Raw genomic sequence first — 19514 nt, 5'->3', positions numbered from 1 at the left:
GGCGCGGCCCCGTCAGGCCGTGACCGTCGTCCTCGCGGCGCGTCCGGCGATCGCTCCGACCCCGAGCGCCGAACCGAGGAACACGACGGCGAGGATCGCCCAGCCGGCGGTCCCGAGGTCGACGGCGGTGAGGGTCACCACGGTGGGCGCGATCATCGCTGCGACCGCGTACCCGGTGCCGTACACGCCCTGGTACGCACCGATCCGGTCCGCCGGTGCGAGCTCGAAGCTCAGCGCCCACCCCGCCGCACTCGACGTGATCTCCGCGAGCGAGTGCGCGACGGCCGCGAGGACGAGCACGGCGGTCGCGGTCGCAGCCGGCACCCAGTCGTCCCCGCGGACCCACCCGGCGGCGGCCCACAGGCCGCACGCCACCGCCATGACCCACCCCGCGTGCCGCATCACCCGGGCCGCTCCCGCGACGGTGTCCGTCCCGCGGCTCAGCCGGACCTGCAGCAGGACGACGATCACGGTGTTCACGAGCAGCAGCGGCGAGACGAGCACGTCCGGGGCGACGGTGTGCTGCACGATCCAGATCGGCACCCCGACCTCGAACAGGCCGAACTGCATGCCGAACAGTCCCGTCAGGGCGGTGACGGCGAGGAAGCGCACGTCGCGGTAGGGGCTCCGGCCGGCGGGTTCCCGGCGCACGATCGTGCCGGTGTCCGTGCGGTCCGCGGGGGCCGCGTCGACGCGCGCCGCCGACAGACCCGCGACGAGGACCGCCGACGCCAGGAACAGCGCGCCGGAGAGCACCATCGTCACGCGGTAGGCCTCGCCGGTGCCTATCGCGAGCGGGACCGCGGCGAGCGCGGTGCCCACGCCGATGCCGACGTTCGTGACCGTGCGCATGGTCGCCCGGACGCGGACCCGCTCCCCACCGGGGAACGCCCGGCCGACCGCAGCGCTCCGGACGGCGCTGCCGCCCTGCTGCGCGAGGGTCACGACGGACGCCGTCGCGACGAGCGTCGGCAGGTCGTGGACGAGCACGTAGCTGATGAGCGCGAGCCCCTGCACCAGGTGCAGCCACACGAGCATCCGTCGCGCGCTGAACCGGTCCGCGAGGTGCCCGAACACGAGCGACGCGGCGACGCCGACCGCGCCGGCGACCGTGAGGCCGAGACCGACCGCGACGGCCGGGAGCCCGACGATCGTGATGAGGTACAGCGAGGTGAGCGTGAAGAAGGCACCGCGCCCGAGGGTGTCCACCAACGTGACCGTGAGCAGGCGTCGGAGCGTCGGGTCCTGTCGGACCAGGGTGCGGATCGGGACCGGTTGCGCCGTGGTGCTCACGGTCCTGTTCTCGCAGCAGCGCGGTGCTGACCAGAACGGATGTAGCGTCAGGCTTCATGATCCGCTACCGGCTCGAGCCCTCCGACGTCTCGGCGGTGCGGTTCGGCATCTCGCCGCTGTCGGAGCTCGGCCTCGGGCTGCGCGCCTTCCGAGCACCGGAGCGGTACCCCTTGCAGCGGCCGTGGCTCGAGCGCATCGCCGGCGTGCTGCCCGTCCTCGACCGCCCCGTCCTCGCCGGCCTGGTCGACGAGCGCCGGTGGGTCGCGGACTTCGTCAACCCTCGCCCGGAGTCCCCGCTGGGGTCGTTCGACGACGAGCTCCGTGCCCTCGGCCGGATCTCCCCCTCCCGGCTCCGGACCGACCTCGAGCGGGTGCACGCCACCGTGCCGGACGTGTTCGTCGGGCGCCACGAGGACGTCGTCGACCGGCTCGTCCGGGCGCTCGCCACGACGTGGGAGCTCTGCTTCGCACCGTACTGGCCGCGGATGCGCCGCGTGCTGCAGGCCGACGTGACGCACCGCGGCCGGATCGCCGCGCACGAGGGCGTCGGCGCGGTGCTCGGCGGGCTGTCCGAGTCGGTGCGCTTCGACGGCCGACACGTCGACGTCCGGTTGAGCAGCCCGATCGCGCGCGACCGCCCGGTGCAGGGCGAGGGACTGACGCTCGTCCCGTCGGTGTTCGTCGTCCGCGCGTCGACGCCGATCGACGACGACATGCCCCCGACCGTCATGTACCCGGCGCGGGGGCAGGGCGCGATGTGGTCGACCGCGTCGCACCCCGACGCCGGTGCCGTCCGCGACCTGCTCGGGGGCACGCGGGCCGCGCTCCTCGACGCGCTCGGCGAGCCCGCGTCGTCGACCGACCTCGCGATGCGGTTCGGCGTCTCCACCTCGGCCGTCAACCAGCACCTGCGGGTGATGGAACGGGGCGGGCTGCTCAACCGGACGCGGTACGGCCGCGCGGTGCTGTACTACCGCAGCACCGTCGGCGACGCGCTCGTCCGACGGGAGTGAGCACGTCGCCGCCGGGCGTGTCAGCGATCGAACAGCCCACCGAGGAAGTCGTTGCCCAGGTTCGACGCCTGCTCCCCCAGACCGGACGCCTGCTCACCGAGGCCGGACGCCTGCTCGCCCAGTCCGCCCAGGAACTGCTCGCCCTCGGCCGCGAAGCCCTCGACGCCGCCGCCCAGGTCCGCGAGACCGAGGTCGCCCATGCCCGAGGCGATGCCCTCGAAGTCGACACCGAGGTCGGCCGCGCCGGCCAGCACGGGTGCCGCCGCTGCGCTCACCACCGCTCCTCCGGCGACCGCCACCGCGAGACCACCGAGCGCCACCGCACCGGCACCGACGGCAGCACCGCCGGCGAAGGCACCACCCCTGCCGCTGCCCGGTCGCCCGGAGCCGCCGAGCACGCGGCGGATGAGCCCGGGTCGGGACATCTCGCCGCGGGTCATCGCCCGCGCCATGCCGCCGGACGAGTCGTCCCGCAGGTGCTCGTGCGGCGGGAGCTCCGAGTCCAACCGGTCCCGCACCTGCTGCCGCTGCGCCGGGGTGAGCCGCGCGAAGGCGTCGTGGTGCACCTGCTCGATCTGGTCCGGGCTCGCCGTCCGCAGCAGGTAGTCGTACTTCGCCAGGGCGATCTTGTCCGCGTCGGCGTGCCCGCCGTGCGCCTGCGGCTGCTCCGGGTGCTGCTCGGTCCGACCGTACTGCTGCTGCGGCTGCCCGTACCGCTGCTGTCCCGGCTGCGGCTGTCCCGGCTGCGGCTGTCGCGACCGGTCGTCGCCCGTCAGCTTGTCCGCAGCAGTCCGGACGATGTCACGCCAGTCGGTCCCGCCCCCGGTGCCGTGCGGGTTCTGCTGGTGGCCGGCTGCGGCGTTCCCCTGCGCGCGCTGCTTCTGCATCTGCTTGTCGATGACCTTCGAGGCCATGCCGAGGATCCGGTTGAGGTTCGCCATGCCCCAACCTTTGTGATCACACATGTGAGCACTCAGCGACCGAGCAGTGCGCCACCCGCCGATCAGGTCCGAGAGCGCTGGGAGCGACGGAGCGGTCGGCGCGCAGACTGCGGCGCGCGGTGCGAGCGACCCCGATCCGGTGGTACATCACCGGACGGTTCGGGAGGGTGTCCTCGGCCGTGCACCCGCCGGAGCGCGGCCAGGTGAACGTGCGAGGCCCGGATCTGCAGGAACAGATCCGGGCCTCAGTTCGCCTTCCGAGTGGAAAGCCAGGGATGCAAACCCATCCCCGAGCTCAGCGCTCGGACCGATGGTAGCCGAGCCCGCTCGGCTTCGCATCCCTGGCTCGAAGCTCTTCGTGTCCGCCGGCGACGACACCAGGAGGTCCTCGATGTCGCGAGACGACGACGGCCGGAACAGGCGTCACGCGCTCTGGCTGGGGATCGCGAGCTTGCTCGTGAACACCACCAGACTGCTGGTCGACCTGCTCCGCAAGGGCTGAGGATGCGGGTGCCCCTCGCCGCCACCAGCGGCGAGGGGCACCCCGTCGGTCAGGACCGCAGGCGCGTCAGGACGGCAGGCGCGTCAGGACAGCAGGCGCGCCAGGAACGCGTTGCGGAACCGCCCGGTCGGGTCGAGGTCCCGCGCGAGCGCCGCGAAGTCGTCGAGGCGCGGGTACGCCTCGCGCAGGCGTTCGACGCTCGCGGCGGAGACCTTCCCCCAGTGCGGGCGGGGATCGAAGGGCGCGAGGACACCCTCGATCCGCTCGACCGCGGCAGCCACGGCCTCGGCGTCCCGTCGGAAGGTGAAGTGCAGCCCGACCGACTGCCGTCCCGACGAGGGCGCCAGCCATGCCGTGTCGGCGGCGATCGTCCGGACCTCGGCCGCGATGAGCAGCGGCGCGAAGATCGGCTCGAGCGGGCGCAGCGCATCGAGCGCGGCGACGGCGTGCTCTGCGGGGACCAGGTACTCCGCCTGGATCTCGGCACCGGTGGACGGCTCGAAGGTCGATCGGAAGTGCGGCAACCGCTCGGCCCACGGCCCGGGGACCCCGCCCTGCTCGGTGACGCTCGCGGCGTCGTTCTCCCCCGGGTGCACGGGCCCGCCCGCCCGACGGGCACCGAGCGCGACGAGGTCGACCGACGGTGCAGGTTCGTCGACGCGGTGCTTCGTCCAGACCTGTCGGGCACCGCGGTCGTCGAACGAGGTGAACAAGGACACCGAGTACGCGTCCGACACCACCCGGTCGAAGTGCTCGAGGACGGCGTACCACGGCAGGTCGAGGTGCACGGTCGTGGCCACCTGGAACGTCGGCTCGATCGCGAGCTCGACCGCGGTGACGACGCCGAGCGCACCGAGTGCCACCCGGTGCGCGTCGAGGGCGCCGTCCGGCGACGACGCGTCGACCCGGACGACGTCGCCGGAGGCCCGGACGACCTCGAGCCCGACCACCGCCTGCGCGAGCGACGGGTTGCGGACGCCGGAGCCGTGCGTGCCGGTGGCGACCGCGCCGGCGACCGAGATGTGCGGCAGGGAGGCGAGGTTCGCGAGGGCCCAGCCACGAGCCTCCAGGCCGGCCGCCACCTGTGCGTGCGTCATGCCGGCGGCGACCCGCACCACGCGCCGGTCGGCGTCGACCTCGAGCACCGGCGGGAGGCCGGCGAGCGTGACCTGGACGGCGTCGGTGTCGGCGATCTCGTTGAACGAGTGCGTCGAGCCGAGCGCCGTCAGGCGCGGTGTGGCCGCGACGAGCTGCTGGACCGCCGCCACCGAGGTGGGGCGGTCGAGCGCGGAGGCGCGGTAGGTGACGTTCCCCGCCCAGTTGGTGCGCGTCGTCGCGGCCACGGTCACGGTCCTAGAACCCGCGGTCGAGACGGTGCCACGCCTGCTGCAGGCGGAGCTCGTCGCGGAACCCGCGAGCCGTGGTGTGCTCGTCGATGACCAGGAACTCGGTGCCGACCATGGTCGCGAGGTCCTCGACGACCTGCAGGCCGACGGCCGTCGTCATGACGGTGTGGTGCGCGGCGCCGGCGGTGAGCCAGGCCTCCGCGGCGACCGGGAACGACGGACGCGGCTCCCAGACGGCACGGCCGACCGGCAGGTTCGGCAGCGCCTCGGTCGGCGGGACGACGTCGACGACGTTCGCGGTGAGCCGGAAGCCGTCGCGCGTGTCGGACAGGGCGACCACGACGGCTTCGCCGGCGTCCGCGGTGAAGACCAGGCGCACCGGGTCGTCCTTGCCGCCGATGCCGAGCGGGTGGATCTCGAGCGTCGGCGTCGCGGTGGTGAGCGTCGGCGAGACCTCGAGCATGTGCGCGCCGAGGATCTTCTCGGCACCCGGGGTGAGGTCGTACGTGTAGTCCTCCATGAGGGAGGCCCCACCGGGCAGGCCCGCACCGGCGACGTTCATCGCGCGGACGAGGACGGCGGTCTTCCAGTCGCCCTCGGCGCCGAAGCCGTAGCCGTCGGCCATGAGCCGCTGCACCGCGAGGCCGGGCAGCTGCTTGAGCGTGCCGAGGTCCTCGAAGTTCGTCGTGAACGCGGCGGAGCCGTTCTGCTCCAGGAGTGCACGGAGGCCGAGCTCGATCGCGGCTCCGTCGCGGAGCGCCTGGTGACGGTCACCGCCGTCGCGCCGCAGCGAAGCGTCGACGTCGTAGTCGCGCTCGTAGACGGCGACGAGCTCGTCGACCGCTGCCGTGTCCGCCTCGGCCTCGGCCACCGCTGCGGCCAGCTCGTTCACGGCCCAGGTGTTCACCTGCACGCCGAGCTCGATCTCCGCCTCGGTCTTGTCGCCCTCGGTGACGGCGACGTACCGCATGTTGTCGCCGAAGCGCGTCAGCTTCAGCTCGCGGACGGCCGCCGCACCGGCCGCGGCGCGCGTCCAGTTCTCCACCCGCGAGACCACGCGCGGGTCGGACACGTGCCCGACGGCGGTCGCGTGCCGGACGCCGAGGCGGGCCAGCGCGTAGCCGAACTCGCGGTCGCCGTGCGCGGCCTGGTTGAGGTTCATGAAGTCGAAGTCGATGTCGCCCCACGGCAGCGCGACGTTCGCCTGGGTGTGCAGGTGCAGCAGCGGCTTCGTCAGCGCCTGCAGGCCACCGATCCACATCTTGGCCGGGCTGAACGTGTGCATCCACGTCGTCACACCGATGACCTTGTCGTCGGCGCTCGCCTCGATGAGCGCGCGACGGATGCCGTCGGCGTCCTTGAGCACCGGCTTCCACACGAGCTTCACGGGCAGTGCACCCGCGAGCTCCGCGTGCACGGCCTTGCTCTGCTCCTCGACCTGGCGCAGGGTCTCCTCGCCGTACAGGCCCTGCGACCCGGTGAGGAACCAGACCTCGTAGCTGTCGAGGGTGGCCTGGGGGTTCACCTGCGTCATCGCATGGCTCCTTCGGGGTTCTGTCCGTAGACGTTCTGGTAGCGATCGAAGAGTCGATCGATGTCGTCGGGGGCGATCGGCACGAGCTCCCCGCCCTGCTTCGCGATGTGCACGGTGCGTGCGACGTCCTCGCACATCACCGCCGCCTTCACGGCGTCCTTCGCGTCCTTGCCGATCGTGAAGACGCCGTGGTTCTGCATGAGCACGGCGCGGCTCCGGTGACCGGCGAGGGTGTCGACGATGCCGCGGCCGATGGAGTCGTCGCCGATGATCGCGAACGGGCCGACCGGGATCGGACCGCCGAACTCGTCCGCCATCGCGGTGATCACGCAGGGGATCTCCTCGGCGCGGGCGGCCCATGCCGTGGCGTACGTCGAGTGGGTGTGCACGACGCCGCCCACCTCGGGCATGTTCCGGTAGACGAAGGCGTGCGCGGCGGTGTCGGACGACGGGCCGTGCGCGTTGCCCCACCCGTCGGCGGGCAGCCCGTCGAGGGTGCAGACCACCTGGTTCTCCGGGGTGAGGTCGTCGCTGGAGACCCCGCTCGGCTTGATGACGAACAGGTCGGTGCCCGGCACGCGCTCGGAGACGTTGCCGCCCGTCCAGATGACGAGGCCGTAGCGGACGAGCTCGCCGTGCAGGGACGCGACGCGCTCCCGCGCCGCGGCGACGGCCGCCCTCGTCTCGTCCGTGATCGGTCCGGTCATGCGGCTGACTCCTTCTCGGTCTGGAGGCGCGCCTCGACCACGTCGGTCGGCTCGCCCTGGTCGGTCGGTGCGGGCTGCCCCGTCGGTGCGGCCTGGTCCGTCGGTGCGGCCTGGTCGTTCGCCACGCCGGGGCGGGTCGCGGCGGCGGCGACGTCCTGCACGGGGAGGGCCGCGCGGTACCGGGCCAGGTAGTCCTGGAAGCCCGCGACGTCGCGGTCCTCGGGCTCGGCGACGTGGACCGCGTCGCCGCGGAACACCGTGTCGGCGAGGAAGTCCTCCAGCGGGCGGTCGGTGTGCTCCAGGTACGCCGCGAGCACCGCGATGCCCCAGGCGCCACCCTCGCCCGCGGTCTCCTCGAGGGCGACCGGCACGCGGAGCGCTGCGGCGAGCAGGCGCTGCGGGGCACCCGGCGTGCGGAAGAGGCCGCCGTGCGCGGTCATCCGGTCGACGGCGACCTCCTCGCCGTGCAGGACGTCCATGCCGATCGCGAGGGTCGCGAAGGCACCGTGCACCTCGGAGCGGACGAGGTTGCCGAGCGTGAAGCGGGCGCCGGGGGTGCGCAGCAGCAGCGGTCGGCCGTCCTCGACGTGCGTGACCGGCTCGCCGGCCAGGTAGTTGAAGGAGAGCAGCCCGCCGGCGTCCGGGTCCGCGTCGGCGGCCTCGGCCAGCAGGGTGGCGTAGACGTCGTCGACGGGGACCGACGCACTGCCGGTCCGTTCGCTCGTGGCCTCGGCGAACCGGCCGAAGACACGGGCCCAGGCGGCGATCTCGCTCGCACCGTTGTTGCAGTGCACCATCGCGACCGCGTCACCGGCCGGGGTCGTGACGACGTCGAGCTCCTCGTGCGGGGTCCGGAGCGCCCGCTCGAGCACGACCATCGCGAAGATGCTCGTGCCGACGCTGACGTTGCCGGTGCGCGGGGCGACGGCGTTCGTGGCCACCATGCCCGTGCCGGCGTCGCCCTCGGGCGGGCAGAACGGGACGCCGGGCTGCAGCGTGCCGGTGGGGTCGAGCCACGTGGCTCCCTCGGGGGTGAGCGCACCCGCGTCCTCACCCGCGACGAGCACCTCGGGGAGCAGGGCGCGGAGGTCCGGGACGCGGTCGCCGAGCAGGTCCTGCGTGGCGGCGAGCATCGACGCGTCGTAGTCGCGGCGACCGGGCTCCCCCGGGGCGCTCTCGACCGGGCCGGACTCGATCGGGAACATGCCGCTCGCGTCGCCGACGCCGAGGACGTCGCGGCCCGTGAGCATGCGGTGCACGTACCCGGCGAGCGTCGTGACGCCGGCCAGCTGGGCGACGTGCGACTCGTCGTCGAGCACGGCCTGGTACAGGTGCGCGACCGACCAGCGCTGCGGGACGTTGAAGTCGAGCGCGGCGCTCAGCTGCTCGGCGGCCGGACCGGTCGAGGTGTTGCGCCAGGTGCGGAACGGGACGAGGAGCTCGCCGTCCTCGTCGAACGCCAGGTAGCCGTGCATCATCGCCGAGACGCCCGCCGCGCGGAAGGCCGTCGGGCGGACGCCGAACTGCCGCTCGACGTCGGCGACCAGGTCGGCGTAGGCCGCGCGGACACCGGTCTCGACGGCGACCAGCGGGTAGGTCCACCGCCCGTCGACGTACTCGTTCTCCCACTCGTGGGAGCCGCTCGCGATCGGTCGGAGCTGCTCGTCGACGAGCACGGCCTTGATCCGGGTGGAGCCGAGCTCGATGCCGAGTGTCGTGCGGCCGTCCTCGACCTGCTGCCGGCGGTCGTCGCTCATGTGTCCTCCCGAGACCTCGTCGTCCTGCGTGAGCGCTCACATCCTGGCACGTGAGCGCTCACGCCTGCAACGCGTCGGCGCGCCGCCCTGCTCGCGCGCGCCGGGCTCCCGCCCGCTCCCGCCCGCTCCCCCCGCTGCTCCCAGCGCCGAGCGGGCACGTTCCGTCACGCTCGGCATCCCTCGTCGACACATCCCACCCACTCGGCGGAACGCCCGCGGCAGGTCGTGCCCGCTCGCGCAGCGAGGCTGCTCTCTCCACCGAGCCGTACCGAGCCCCACCGAACGGGCACGATCTGTCACCCTCGGCCCCCCTCGCCGACACATCTCGCCCGCTCGGCGGCAACCCCGCGGCAGGTCGTGCCCGCTCGGCGGCAACCCCGCGGCAGGTCGTGCCCGCTCGGCGGCACGCCCGCGGCAGGTCGTGCCCGCTCGCGCAGCCGGGTACCCCGCCCGCCGCCCGGCGCCCGCGGCCCGCCGCCCGCCGCCCGCCGCCGGCCGCCGGACTACGCGCCGAGGGTGCTCTCGCGGACGACGAGCGACGGGGTGACGGCCGTCGAGACCGGACTCCCTCCGGCCACGAGCTCGAGCAGCGCCCGGCCCGCGATGCGACCGAGCTCGTCGAGCCGCATGTCGACGGTGGTCAGCGGGGGCCGCGACGCGAGCGCCACCACGTCCCAGTCGTCGTACCCGGTCACGGCGACGTCCCCCGGCACCGACCGCCCGGTCTCCCGCAGTCGGTCGCACACGCCACGGGCGATCTGGTCGTTCCCGCACAGCACCGCGTCCACCGCGGACGGCTCCCGGTCGAGCAGGTCGACGGCCTGCCGCCCCCAGCGCTCGGACCACTCCCCGTGCATCGGAGCGCCCACCATCCGGTCACCGAGCACCGGGGCAGCCCCGCGCGCCCGGTCGACCGCCGACCGCGCGTCCTGCGGGCCCGTGACGACGGCGACCCGATGCCGCCCGAGTCCGACGAGGTGCGCCGCCGCAGCAGCAGCGCCGGCGGGGTCGTCGAGTGTGATCGAGACGTCCGCGGGGTCGGTGGACGGGGTCAGCGCGTAGACGACGGGCACCGGGACCGGCACCTCGATCGGCGGCCGGGCATCGGCGGAGCGGCCGGTGACGATGATGCCGTCGACGCCGCGGGCGACGAGCGACCGGAGGTAGTGGGCCTCGCGCACGTGGTCGTCGCGGGTGTCGGCGACCAGGACCATCACCTCGCCGGCGGAGAGGGCGTCCTCGGCCCCGAGCAGCACCGGCATCGTGAACCGTCCGAACGAGTCGGTCGTCACCATGCCGACCGTCCACGTCCGACCGGAGGACAGCGCACGGGCACGTGCGTCGCCGACGAACCCGAGCTTCTCCGCCGCGTCCTTGACCCGCGCCCGGGTCTCGTCGCGCAGCTGCCCGGTGTCGTTCAGCGCCTTCGACGCCGTCCCGATGGACACCCCGGCGAGCGCTGCGACGTCGCTGATGCGAGCGAGTCGGGCTCTGCGGTCCGTGGCCACGGCAACGTCCTTTCCGGCAGGGGCCCGGCCGACCGAGCCCGCGCCGATCCTAGGCGACTGCGCTCTTGTGCTGCCGCACCACCTGTCGTACGGTCGTCCCGGAAAGCGCTTTCCGCACGGACGGCCGCCAGTCAGACGCAAGGAGGCGCCATGACCACCACGACCGGAACCCCGACGGCCACCCCCGCGACGGGACGCGGGGCGCGGACCGCGACCCCGGTCCTCCCGACCGCGGGTGCACACCTGGTGTCCCGTCCGCTCCCCGCCGGCGCTGCGCGCATCACCGGGGGCTTCTGGGCACTGCGCCAGGACCGCAACGGTCGCGACGCCGTCCGCAGCGGGTACGAGCGCCTCCGCGACGCAGGGAACTTCCGGAACCTGCGCATCGCCGCGGGCGACGAGCAGGGCGAGGCGGTCGGGCCGATCTTCATGGACTCCGACGTGACGAAGTGGCTCGAGGCCGTTGCGTGGGAGTACGGCCGGGCCCCGGCCGACGACCTGCTCGAGCTGCAGCGCGAGGTGACAGCGCTCTACGCCAGGGCGCAGGCTGAGGACGGCTACCTCGACTCGGTGCAGCAGGTCCGGGGCGGGGGCGAGCGGTACGTCGACCTGAAGTGGAGCCACGAGATGTACTGCGCCGGGCACCTGTACCAGGCCGCGGTCGCGCAGCACCGCGCCACGGGTGACACCGGCCTGCTCGAGGTGGCCGTGCGGAACGCCGACCACCTCGTCCGGACGTTCGGCCCGGGTGACGACCGCACCCAGGACGTCGACGGCCACCCCGTCGTCGAGATGGGGCTCGTCGAGCTGTACCGCGAGACCGGCACCCGCGCCTACCTCGACCTGGCGCACTGGTTCGTCGACGCCCGCGGGCGCGGCATCATCGAGCGCGCCGGCGGCGAGCCGACGTACTTCTCCGACCGGGTCCCCGTCCGCGAGGCCACCACCGTCGAGGGCCACGCCGTCCGCGCCGTCTACCTGGCCGCCGGTGCCGTGGACGTCGCGATCGAGACCGGCGACACCGAGCTCCTCACGGCGAGCGAGCGCCAGTTCGCGGACATGACGGCCACGAAGGCGTTCATCACCGGCGGCCTCGGCGCCCGCTGGGACTGGGAGGCGTTCGGCGACCCGTACGAGCTCCCGACGGACCGCGGCTACGCCGAGACGTGCGCGGCCATCGGCGGCATCCAGTGGGCGTGGCGGCTGCTGCTCGCGACGGGGAAGCCCGTGTACGCCGATGCGATCGAGCGCCTGCTCTACAACGCGTTCCTGCCCGGCGTGAGCCTCGCCGGCACCGAGTACTTCTACGTCAACCCGCTGCAGCACCGCGACGGCGCGCACCAGGACGAGAACCGCTCCCCCGCCCACGGACGTCGCGGCTGGTTCGACTGCGCCTGCTGCCCGCCGAACATCATGCGCACGTTCGCGAGCCTCGACGGGTACCTGGCGACGGCGACCGACGGCGGCCTGCAGGTCCACCAGTACGCGGACGCCGACCTCGGCCCCGTCCGCGTCGCGACCGGCTACCCGCACGACGGCCGCGTGGTCGTCACGGTGACCGAGGACGGCCCCCTGGCGCTCGGACTCCGCATCCCGGCGTGGTCGGACACCACCACCGTGACCACCCCCGACGGCACCGCGACCCCGGAGCCCGGCACCCTGCACGTGGTCGAGCGCGCGTGGACGGCCGGTGACACCGTCGAGCTCGCCTTCGACACGACGCCGCACCGCTACGTGGCGGATCCCCGCATCGACGCGGCACGGGGCCAGGTGGCGATCGAGCGCGGGCCGCTCGTCTACGCCGTCGAGCAGGCGGACCAGCAGGGCTTCACGGTCGACGACCTGACGGTCGACGCGAGCGCGCCGGTAACCGAGGAGCGCCGCGACGACCTGCTCGACGGCGTCGTCACGCTGCGCGTCGCCGGGCACGCTCCGGCGCGGCACGAGCAGGCGGCGTGGCCGTACCGACGGCTGGAGCGGACGGGAGGCGCGACGCACCCCGCCGACGCCACCCCCGTGACCGAAGCGGCCGGCTCCGCGACCGCGGCCGGTCCCGCCGGGGCGACCCCCGTCACCGACGCGGCCGGCTCCGCGACCACGGCCGGTCCCGCCGACGCGACCACCGGCCTCCAGGCCGTCACCGCGACCGCCGTGCCGTACTACGCCTGGGCGAACCGCGGCCCCGCACCGATGCGCGTCTGGCTGCCGCTCGCCCACTGAGCGCGGCACCGCCCAGGTCGCACGACGTGCCGTCCGTCCGCGCGACGGACGGCACGTCGTGCGACCGGGACGACCGCTGGCGGCACGTCGTGCGACCGGGACGACCGGCGCCGCCGCTCAGGCGGAGCGCCGCACCACGAGCTCGGGCAGCAGCAGCGTCTCGTCGAGGGGCTCCCCCTCGACGACGGCCCGGACCGCCTCGAGCACCCGCTGCCCCATCGCCATGAAGTCCTGGCGCACGGTGGTGAGCGGCGGGGTGAAGTGCGCGGCCTCGGGGATGTCGTCGAACCCCACCACGGCGATGTCGTCCGGCACGCGGAGTCCCTCGTCGGCGAAGGCGTGCAGCACCCCGAGCGCCATCTGGTCGTTGCCGGCGAAGACCGCGTCGACCGCGTGCACGTCGATCGTCCGCGCCGCCGCGAAGCCGCTCGCCGGGGTCCAGTCGCCGTCGAGCACGACCGGTTCGAGTCCGGCGTCGCGCATGATCCGCCCGTAGGTCTCCCGGCGGACCTCGGACTCCTGGGACACCGCGGGCCCGGCGATGTGCACGACCCGGCGGTGCCCTCGGGCGAACAGGTGCTCCATCACGAGGGTGGTGCCCGCGGCCTGGTCGATCGCGACGGCGGCGACACTGCGTGCCGCCGGGGTCCGGACGGCGTCGCGCTGCACGGCGTTCGCGACGACGACCGGCACGGTGACCGGGATCGTCAGCGACGCGAGCGCGTCGAGCACGCGGTTGTCGGCAGCGACCAGCACGATCGCGGCGACGTCCTGCGCGAGCAGCGTGGTGAGCGCCCCGGACAGGTCCACGGGGCGCGGGTCGTCCGGCAGCGTCGAGAGCAGCACGTGGTACCCGGCCGACCGCGCGGCACGCTCGAAGCCGACCGCGGTGCTCGACGGTCCGTACAGCGCGTCGCCCGCGGTGATGATGCCGAGCGCGCGACTGCGTCCGCCGGCGAGGGCGCGGGCGGCGGCACGCGGACGGTAGCCGAGCTCGGCGACGGCGTCGGTGACCTGCGCCCGGTAGGCGTCGCGGACGGTCGGATCGCCGTTGATCACGCGGGAGACGGTCTGGTGGGAGACCCCGGCGCGCTCGGCGACGTCGAAGATCGTCGGGGCCTTCCGGCGTCTGCCGCCGGGACCCCCGAGCGCGGTCGTTGTCGTCACGTGGCCGAGCGTAGCGTCCGGTCCGCTCGGCGCAACAACATCTCGGAACGGTCACGACGAGTTGACACCCCGGTACGGAACCCTCAGTATGTGAGCGCTCACACGAGCACATCCCACGGGGCACAGCAGCCCCAGCACCCGAGCGCGTCGAGGACGACGCGAGAGGAACAGAGGTACTTCGATGATGAAGCGCAGGATCATCGCGGGGGTCGCGGCCCTCGGCATCGCGTTCTCCCTGGCAGCATGCTCGGCCGGCGGCCGTGCGTCCACCGAGGGCGGCGGCGACACCGCGGACGGCAACAAGGGCGCCCTCGTCGGCGTCGCGATGCCGACCAAGGTCTCCGAGCGGTGGATCAAGGACGGCAACGCCGTCAAGAGCGACCTCGAGAAGGCCGGCTACAAGGTCGACCTCGAGTACGGCGACAACAAGGTCCAGCAGCAGGCCCAGCAGGTCAGCAACATGATCACCAAGGGCGCGAAGGTCCTGATCATCGCGTCGATCGACGGTGGTGCACTCTCCGACCAGCTCGACGCCGCCGCCAAGGCCGGCATCAAGGTCATCTCGTACGACCGCCTGCTCACCGGCAACAAGAACGTCGACTACTACGTGTCGTTCGACAACTACAAGGTCGGCGTCGACCAGGCCACCTCGCTCCTCACGGGGCTCGGCGTGCTGGACGACAAGGGCGAGAAGACCGGCAAGAAGGGCCCCTTCAACATCGAGGTCTTCGCCGGCTCGCTCGACGACAACAACGCCGGGTTCTTCTTCAACGGCGCGATGGACACCCTCAAGCCGTACCTCGAGGACGGCACGCTGAAGATCGGCTCCGGCCAGGACCAGCTCTCGCAGGCCGCCACGCAGCAGTGGGACCCGGCGACCGCCAAGGCCCGCATGCAGAACCTCGTCGCGTCGACGTACTCCGGCGGCACGAAGCTCGACGGCGTGCTCTCGCCCTACGACGGCATGTCGATCGGCATCATCTCGGCCCTCCAGGGCGCCGGCTACGGCTCGGGTGACCGTCCGCTGCCGATCGTGACCGGCCAGGACGCCGAGGCCGCCTCGGTCAAGTCGATCATCGCGGGCCAGCAGTACTCCACCATCTACAAGGACACCCGCAAGCTCGCGAAGCAGTCCGTGACGATGGCCGAGGACCTGCTCTCCGGCAAGACCCCCGAGGTCAACGACACCAAGAGCTACGACAACAAGGTCAAGGTCGTCCCGACCTACCTGTTCCAGCCCACGGTGGTGACGAAGGCCAACTACAAGGAGGTCCTCGTCGACAGCGGGTACTACACCGAAGCCGACCTCAAGTAGGACGCAACCATCCACAGGACTGGAGGCGCGGTGCACCCCCGCACCGCGCCTCCAGTCCGTCTCCACCCGCGCCCAGGCGCGGACGACGGAAAGGCGGTCCACATGGCGGACACCATCCTCGAGATGCGGGACATCACCAAGACCTTCCCCGGTGTGAAGGCGCTCCAGGGCGTCTCGATCGAGGTCGAGCGCGGTCAGGTCCACGCGATCTGCGGCGAGAACGGCGCCGGCAAGTCGACCCTGATGAAGGTGCTGTCGGGCGTCTACCCGCACGGCTCCTTCGACGGCGAGATCCTGCTCGACGGCAAGCCGGTGCAGTTCGGTGACATCAACGGCTCCGAGAAGGCGGGCGTGGTGATCATCCACCAGGAGCTCGCCCTCAGCCCGTTCCTGTCGATCGCCGAGAACATCTTCCTCGGCAACGAGCGCGTCAAGGGCGGGCTCATCGACTGGAACCAGACGAACCTCGAGGCGGCGGCGCTGCTCAAGCGCGTCGGGCTCAGGGACAACCCGGTCACCAAGGTCACGGACATCGGTGTCGGCAAGCAGCAGCTCGTCGAGATCGCGAAGGCGCTCTCGAAGGAGGTCCGGCTCCTCATCCTCGACGAGCCGACCGCCGCGCTGAACGACGACGACTCGGAGCACCTGCTCGAGCTCATCCGCTCGCTGCAGGCCGAGGGCATGACGGCGATCATCATCAGCCACAAGCTCAACGAGATCAAGGCGATCGCGGACAAGGTCACGATCATCCGCGACGGCAAGACCATCGAGACGCTCGACATGCACGCCGACGACGTCTCCGAGGACCGGATCATCCGCGGCATGGTCGGTCGCGACCTGTCCAGCCGCTACCCGGAGCGCGAGCCGAAGATCGGCGAGGAGCTCCTGCGCATCGAGGACTGGACCGTCCACCACCCGCTCGACGGCTCCCGCGAGATCATCCACCAGGTGAACCTGAACGTCCGCGCGGGCGAGGTCGTCGGCATCGCCGGCCTCATGGGCGCCGGCCGCACCGAGCTCGCGATGAGCGTCTTCGGGCACTCGTACGGCACCGGCATCTCCGGCACCGTCTACAAGCGCGGCGTGCCGATCAAGACGAACACGGTGACCCGGGCGATCGACAACGGCATCGCCTACGCCACCGAGGACCGCAAGCGGTACGGCCTCAACCTCATCGACGACATCAAGCGGAACATCTCCGGCTCGGCACTGGGCAAGCTCGCCGACTGGGGCTTCGTGAACGCGTCGAAGGAGACCACCGTCGCCGGCGGCTTCCTGAAGAGCATGAACATCAAGGCGCCGAACGTCGACGCCGTGACGGGCAAGCTCTCCGGCGGCAACCAGCAGAAGGTCGTCCTGTCGAAGTGGATGTACGCCGACCCGGACGTGCTCATCCTCGACGAACCGACCCGCGGCATCGACGTCGGCGCGAAGTACGAGATCTACACGCTCATCAACGACCTGGCCGACCAGGGCAAGGGCGTCATCGTGATCTCGTCCGAGCTGCCCGAGCTGCTCGGCATCTGCGACCGCATCTACACACTCTCCGAGGGCACGATCACCGCTGACGTGCCCCGCTCCGAGGCCACGCCAGAGGTCCTCATGCAGTACATGACCCAGGAACGGGAGACCCCAGTCAATGAACGCGCTTAAGTCCGCCGCCGGCTACCTCACCGGGCAGCTCCGACAGATCGGCCTGTTCATCGCGCTGATCGTCATCGTCATCTTCTTCCAGGTGGCGACGAACGGCATCACGCTGGCCCCGATCAACGTCTCGAACATCATCGTCCAGAACAGCTACATCCTGATCCTGGCGATCGGCATGGTCATGGTGATCATCGCCGGCCACATCGACCTGTCCGTCGGGTCGGTCGTCGCCTTCAGCGGTGCGATGGCGGGCGTCATGATCACCCAGTGGGGCCTCCCCTGGCCGGTCGCGGCGCTCCTCTGCCTGGTCGTCGGCGCCCTCGTCGGTGCCTGGCAGGGCTTCTGGATCGCGTACTTCGGCATCCCGGCGTTCATCGTGACGCTCGCCGGCATGCTCGCGTTCCGCGGCGCCACGCAGATCGTGCTGCAGAACCAGCAGATCTCGCCCTTCCCGGAGGGCTTCCGCTCGCTCGGCTCCGGCTTCCTGCCGTCGTTCGGCACCACGGGCTACGAGCCGCTCACGATGATCCTCGGCATCGCGGCCGCCGCCGTCATGGTGATCTCGGCCTTCCGGGGCCGCATCACGCGTCGCAAGTACCAGCTCGAGAGCGAGCCGTTCGCCTGGTTCATCGTGAAGACGGCCTTCGGCGCCGCGCTCGTGATCTACGTGGCGCTGCTCCTCGCCAGCTACAACGGCACCCCGATCGTGCTCGTCGTCCTCGGTCTGCTCGTGGTCGTCTACTCGGTCGTCATGCGCAGCTCGGTGTTCGGTCGCCACGTGTACGCGATCGGTGGCAACGCCCTCGCCGCGCAGCTGTCCGGCGTCAAGACCAAGCGCGTCACGTTCCTGCTCTTCGTGAACATGGGCGTCATCGCGGCCCTGGCGGGCGTGGTCTTCACGGGCCAGCTCAACCTGGCCGCCCCGGGTGCCGGCAACGGCTTCGAGCTCGACGCCATCGCGGCCGTGTTCATCGGTGGCGCCGCCGTCACCGGCGGCATCGGCACGGTGCCGGGTGCGATCGTCGGTGGTCTCATCATCGGCATCCTGAACAACGGCATGTCGATCCTCGGTGTCGGCACCGAGTTCCAGTCCCTCATCAAGGGCCTGGTGCTGCTCGCCGCCGTCGCGTTCGACGTGTTCAACAAGCGCCGGGCGGCGTCCGCCCGCAAGTAGCGGTCGATCCCCCTTCGCCGAGGCTCGGGTCGGCGGACAGTTCCGTGGTCGTGGGACCGCGGAACCGTCCGCCGGCCCGAGCCTCGTTCTGTACGCGGAAGCGTCAGGCGGTCAGGACGGCCCAGGCGGCGGCCGGGAGGCGCAGGGTGCCGTCCCGCAGGTCGCCCCCGCCCGCCTCGACCCGTGTCGCGTCGGCCGCGGGCACCTCCACCGGGTCGTCGGCCAGGTTCAGGGCGGTCACCACCGCGGCGTCGGCCGTCGCGGTGCGCAGGACCACGGCCGTGTTGGTCAGGTGGACGACGTCGGTGTGCGCCCGGTGCAGCCAGGGGTTCCGCCGACGCAGGGCGACGAGGGCCTCGTGCGCGTGGGTCAGGTCGTCCGGCTCGGGCGGCATCGCGGGCAGCTCCGGACGGACGGCGTCGTCGCCACCCTCGCGTTCCTCCTTGACCCCGGTCCAGCCGTACTCGTCCCCCGCGTAGACCACGGGGGTGCCGGCCACGGTGAACAGCACCGCGGCGGCGTGCCCGGCGAACCGCTCCCCCACCGCGCTCGCGATCCGCGTCACGTCGTGGTTGCCGACGAACGTGGTGGGGACGAACGTCGCGAGCAGGGCATCGTGCCGCTCCACGGCGTGTGCCAGCTCGAAGCAGTTCCGGTCGGCGATCCCGTGCCAGACCGCCTGCCACAGCTCGTACTGCGTGGTGGAGTCCATCGTCGACGCCGCGACGATCGCAGCTGCGTCACCGTGGATGACCTCGCCGCTGAACCAGGCGTCGGGGTACTGCTCGCGCACCCGCGGCAGCACCCGTGCCCAGAACGACGGCGGCACGGCGTACGCGGCGTCGAGCCGCCAACCGTCGACCCCGCGGGCGAGCCAGTAGGTCATCACCTCGACCACCAGGTCCTCGGCGGCGCGGCCCTCGTGGTCGAGCGCGACGAGGATGTCGTGCCCCTCGAAGTCGCGGACCGGCACGGGGTCCCCTGCCTGCCAACCGGACCGTTCGACCGCGAAGAGCTCCGCGGTCGGGGCGTCCGGGCCCTGTTCCTCGAGCGCACGGAAGGCGGGGTGCTCGCGCCCGACGTGGTTGAACACGCCGTCGAGCACGACCCGGACACCGCGCTCGTGGGCGGCCCCGACCAGCGCGACGAGGTCGGCCTCGTCGCCGAGTCGGGGGTCGACCCGGAAGTGGTCGACGGTGTCGTACCCGTGCGTCGAGCTCGCGAAGACCGGCCCGAGCAGCAGGCCGTTCAGCCCGAGGGCGACGACGTGGTCGAGCCAGGGCACGAGCCGCTGGAGCCGGTGCTCGACCGGACGGTCATCGACGGGCGTCGTCGGACGGACCTCGGCGCCGACCGCGCCGAGCGGGTAGACGTGCCACCACATCGCGTG

The 19514-nt window shown here is 72.4% G+C and carries 14 protein-coding genes; 5 read left to right on the top strand and 9 right to left on the bottom strand.

Features of this window, described 5'->3' with window-relative positions:
• Positions 1–12 precede the first annotated feature (12 nt).
• Entirely contained in the window at positions 13–1293 is a 1281-nt protein-coding gene (locus tag Q9R28_RS10475) for an MFS transporter (RefSeq protein ID WP_311206037.1), read from the bottom strand.
• 56 nt (positions 1294–1349) lie between these two features.
• On the opposite strand from Q9R28_RS10475, the gene Q9R28_RS10470 reads away from it, so the two are divergent.
• A complete protein-coding gene (locus tag Q9R28_RS10470) occupies positions 1350–2306 on the top strand; it encodes a DUF5937 family protein (protein WP_066655635.1) in 957 nt (318 codons plus the stop codon).
• Positions 2307–2326: 20 nt separating this feature from the next.
• On the opposite strand, the gene Q9R28_RS10465 is transcribed toward Q9R28_RS10470, so the two are convergent.
• The 6 genes from Q9R28_RS10465 to Q9R28_RS10440 form a co-directional block, all read right to left on the bottom strand.
• Complete coding sequence (locus tag Q9R28_RS10465) at positions 2327–3247, bottom strand: cation-transporting ATPase (RefSeq protein ID WP_311206036.1); 921 nt, start codon at positions 3245–3247, stop codon at positions 2327–2329.
• A 585-nt stretch (positions 3248–3832) separates the two neighbouring features.
• Entirely contained in the window at positions 3833–5092 is a 1260-nt protein-coding gene (locus Q9R28_RS10460) for an FAD-binding protein (protein ID WP_311206035.1), read from the bottom strand.
• A gap of 10 nt (positions 5093–5102) precedes the next feature.
• A complete protein-coding gene (gene araA / locus Q9R28_RS10455; RefSeq protein ID WP_251154539.1) occupies positions 5103–6629 on the bottom strand; it encodes an L-arabinose isomerase in 1527 nt (508 codons plus the stop codon).
• Positions 6626–7336, bottom strand: coding sequence for an L-ribulose-5-phosphate 4-epimerase (locus tag Q9R28_RS10450; RefSeq protein WP_066655643.1), 711 nt, complete (start codon positions 7334–7336; stop codon positions 6626–6628). Before Q9R28_RS10450 ends, araA begins: the two co-directional genes overlap by 4 nt.
• Positions 7333–9093: an FGGY-family carbohydrate kinase gene (locus Q9R28_RS10445; RefSeq protein ID WP_311206034.1), complete on the bottom strand. Its 1761-nt coding sequence runs from the start codon at positions 9091–9093 to the stop codon at positions 7333–7335. Before Q9R28_RS10445 ends, Q9R28_RS10450 begins: the two co-directional genes overlap by 4 nt.
• Positions 9094–9596: 503 nt before the next feature.
• Entirely contained in the window at positions 9597–10601 is a 1005-nt protein-coding gene (locus tag Q9R28_RS10440; RefSeq protein WP_209685698.1) for a LacI family DNA-binding transcriptional regulator, read from the bottom strand.
• A gap of 150 nt (positions 10602–10751) precedes the next feature.
• On the opposite strand from Q9R28_RS10440, the gene Q9R28_RS10435 reads away from it, so the two are divergent.
• Positions 10752–12821: a glycoside hydrolase family 127 protein gene (locus Q9R28_RS10435; RefSeq protein WP_066655652.1), complete on the top strand. Its 2070-nt coding sequence runs from the start codon at positions 10752–10754 to the stop codon at positions 12819–12821.
• 117 nt (positions 12822–12938) lie between these two features.
• Here the strand turns inward: Q9R28_RS10435 and Q9R28_RS10430 are convergent, their stop codons facing one another.
• A complete protein-coding gene (locus Q9R28_RS10430) occupies positions 12939–13988 on the bottom strand; it encodes a substrate-binding domain-containing protein (protein WP_311206033.1) in 1050 nt (349 codons plus the stop codon).
• A gap of 181 nt (positions 13989–14169) precedes the next feature.
• Here Q9R28_RS10430 and chvE point away from each other — a divergent pair, with 181 nt between their 5' ends.
• The 3 genes from chvE to mmsB all read left to right on the top strand — a co-directional run bounded on the left by chvE (position 14170) and on the right by mmsB (position 18124).
• Positions 14170–15303, top strand: coding sequence for a multiple monosaccharide ABC transporter substrate-binding protein (gene chvE, locus Q9R28_RS10425; protein WP_066655659.1), 1134 nt, complete (start codon positions 14170–14172; stop codon positions 15301–15303).
• Positions 15304–15405: 102 nt separating this feature from the next.
• Positions 15406–16956, top strand: a complete 1551-nt coding sequence (mmsA, locus tag Q9R28_RS10420) for a multiple monosaccharide ABC transporter ATP-binding protein (RefSeq protein WP_066655660.1) — start codon at positions 15406–15408, stop codon at positions 16954–16956.
• Complete coding sequence (gene mmsB / locus Q9R28_RS10415) at positions 16943–18124, top strand: multiple monosaccharide ABC transporter permease (protein ID WP_066655663.1); 1182 nt, start codon at positions 16943–16945, stop codon at positions 18122–18124. Before mmsA ends, mmsB begins: the two co-directional genes overlap by 14 nt.
• A gap of 103 nt (positions 18125–18227) precedes the next feature.
• On the opposite strand, the gene Q9R28_RS10410 is transcribed toward mmsB, so the two are convergent.
• Positions 18228–19508, bottom strand: coding sequence for an alpha-amylase family glycosyl hydrolase (locus Q9R28_RS10410; RefSeq protein ID WP_066658547.1), 1281 nt, complete (start codon positions 19506–19508; stop codon positions 18228–18230).
• Positions 19509–19514 lie beyond the last annotated feature (6 nt).

Source organism: Curtobacterium sp. BRD11, assembly GCF_031844345.1.
Lineage (GTDB): Bacteria > Actinomycetota > Actinomycetes > Actinomycetales > Microbacteriaceae > Curtobacterium.
This window is presented reverse-complemented; position numbering and strand designations above follow the sequence as displayed.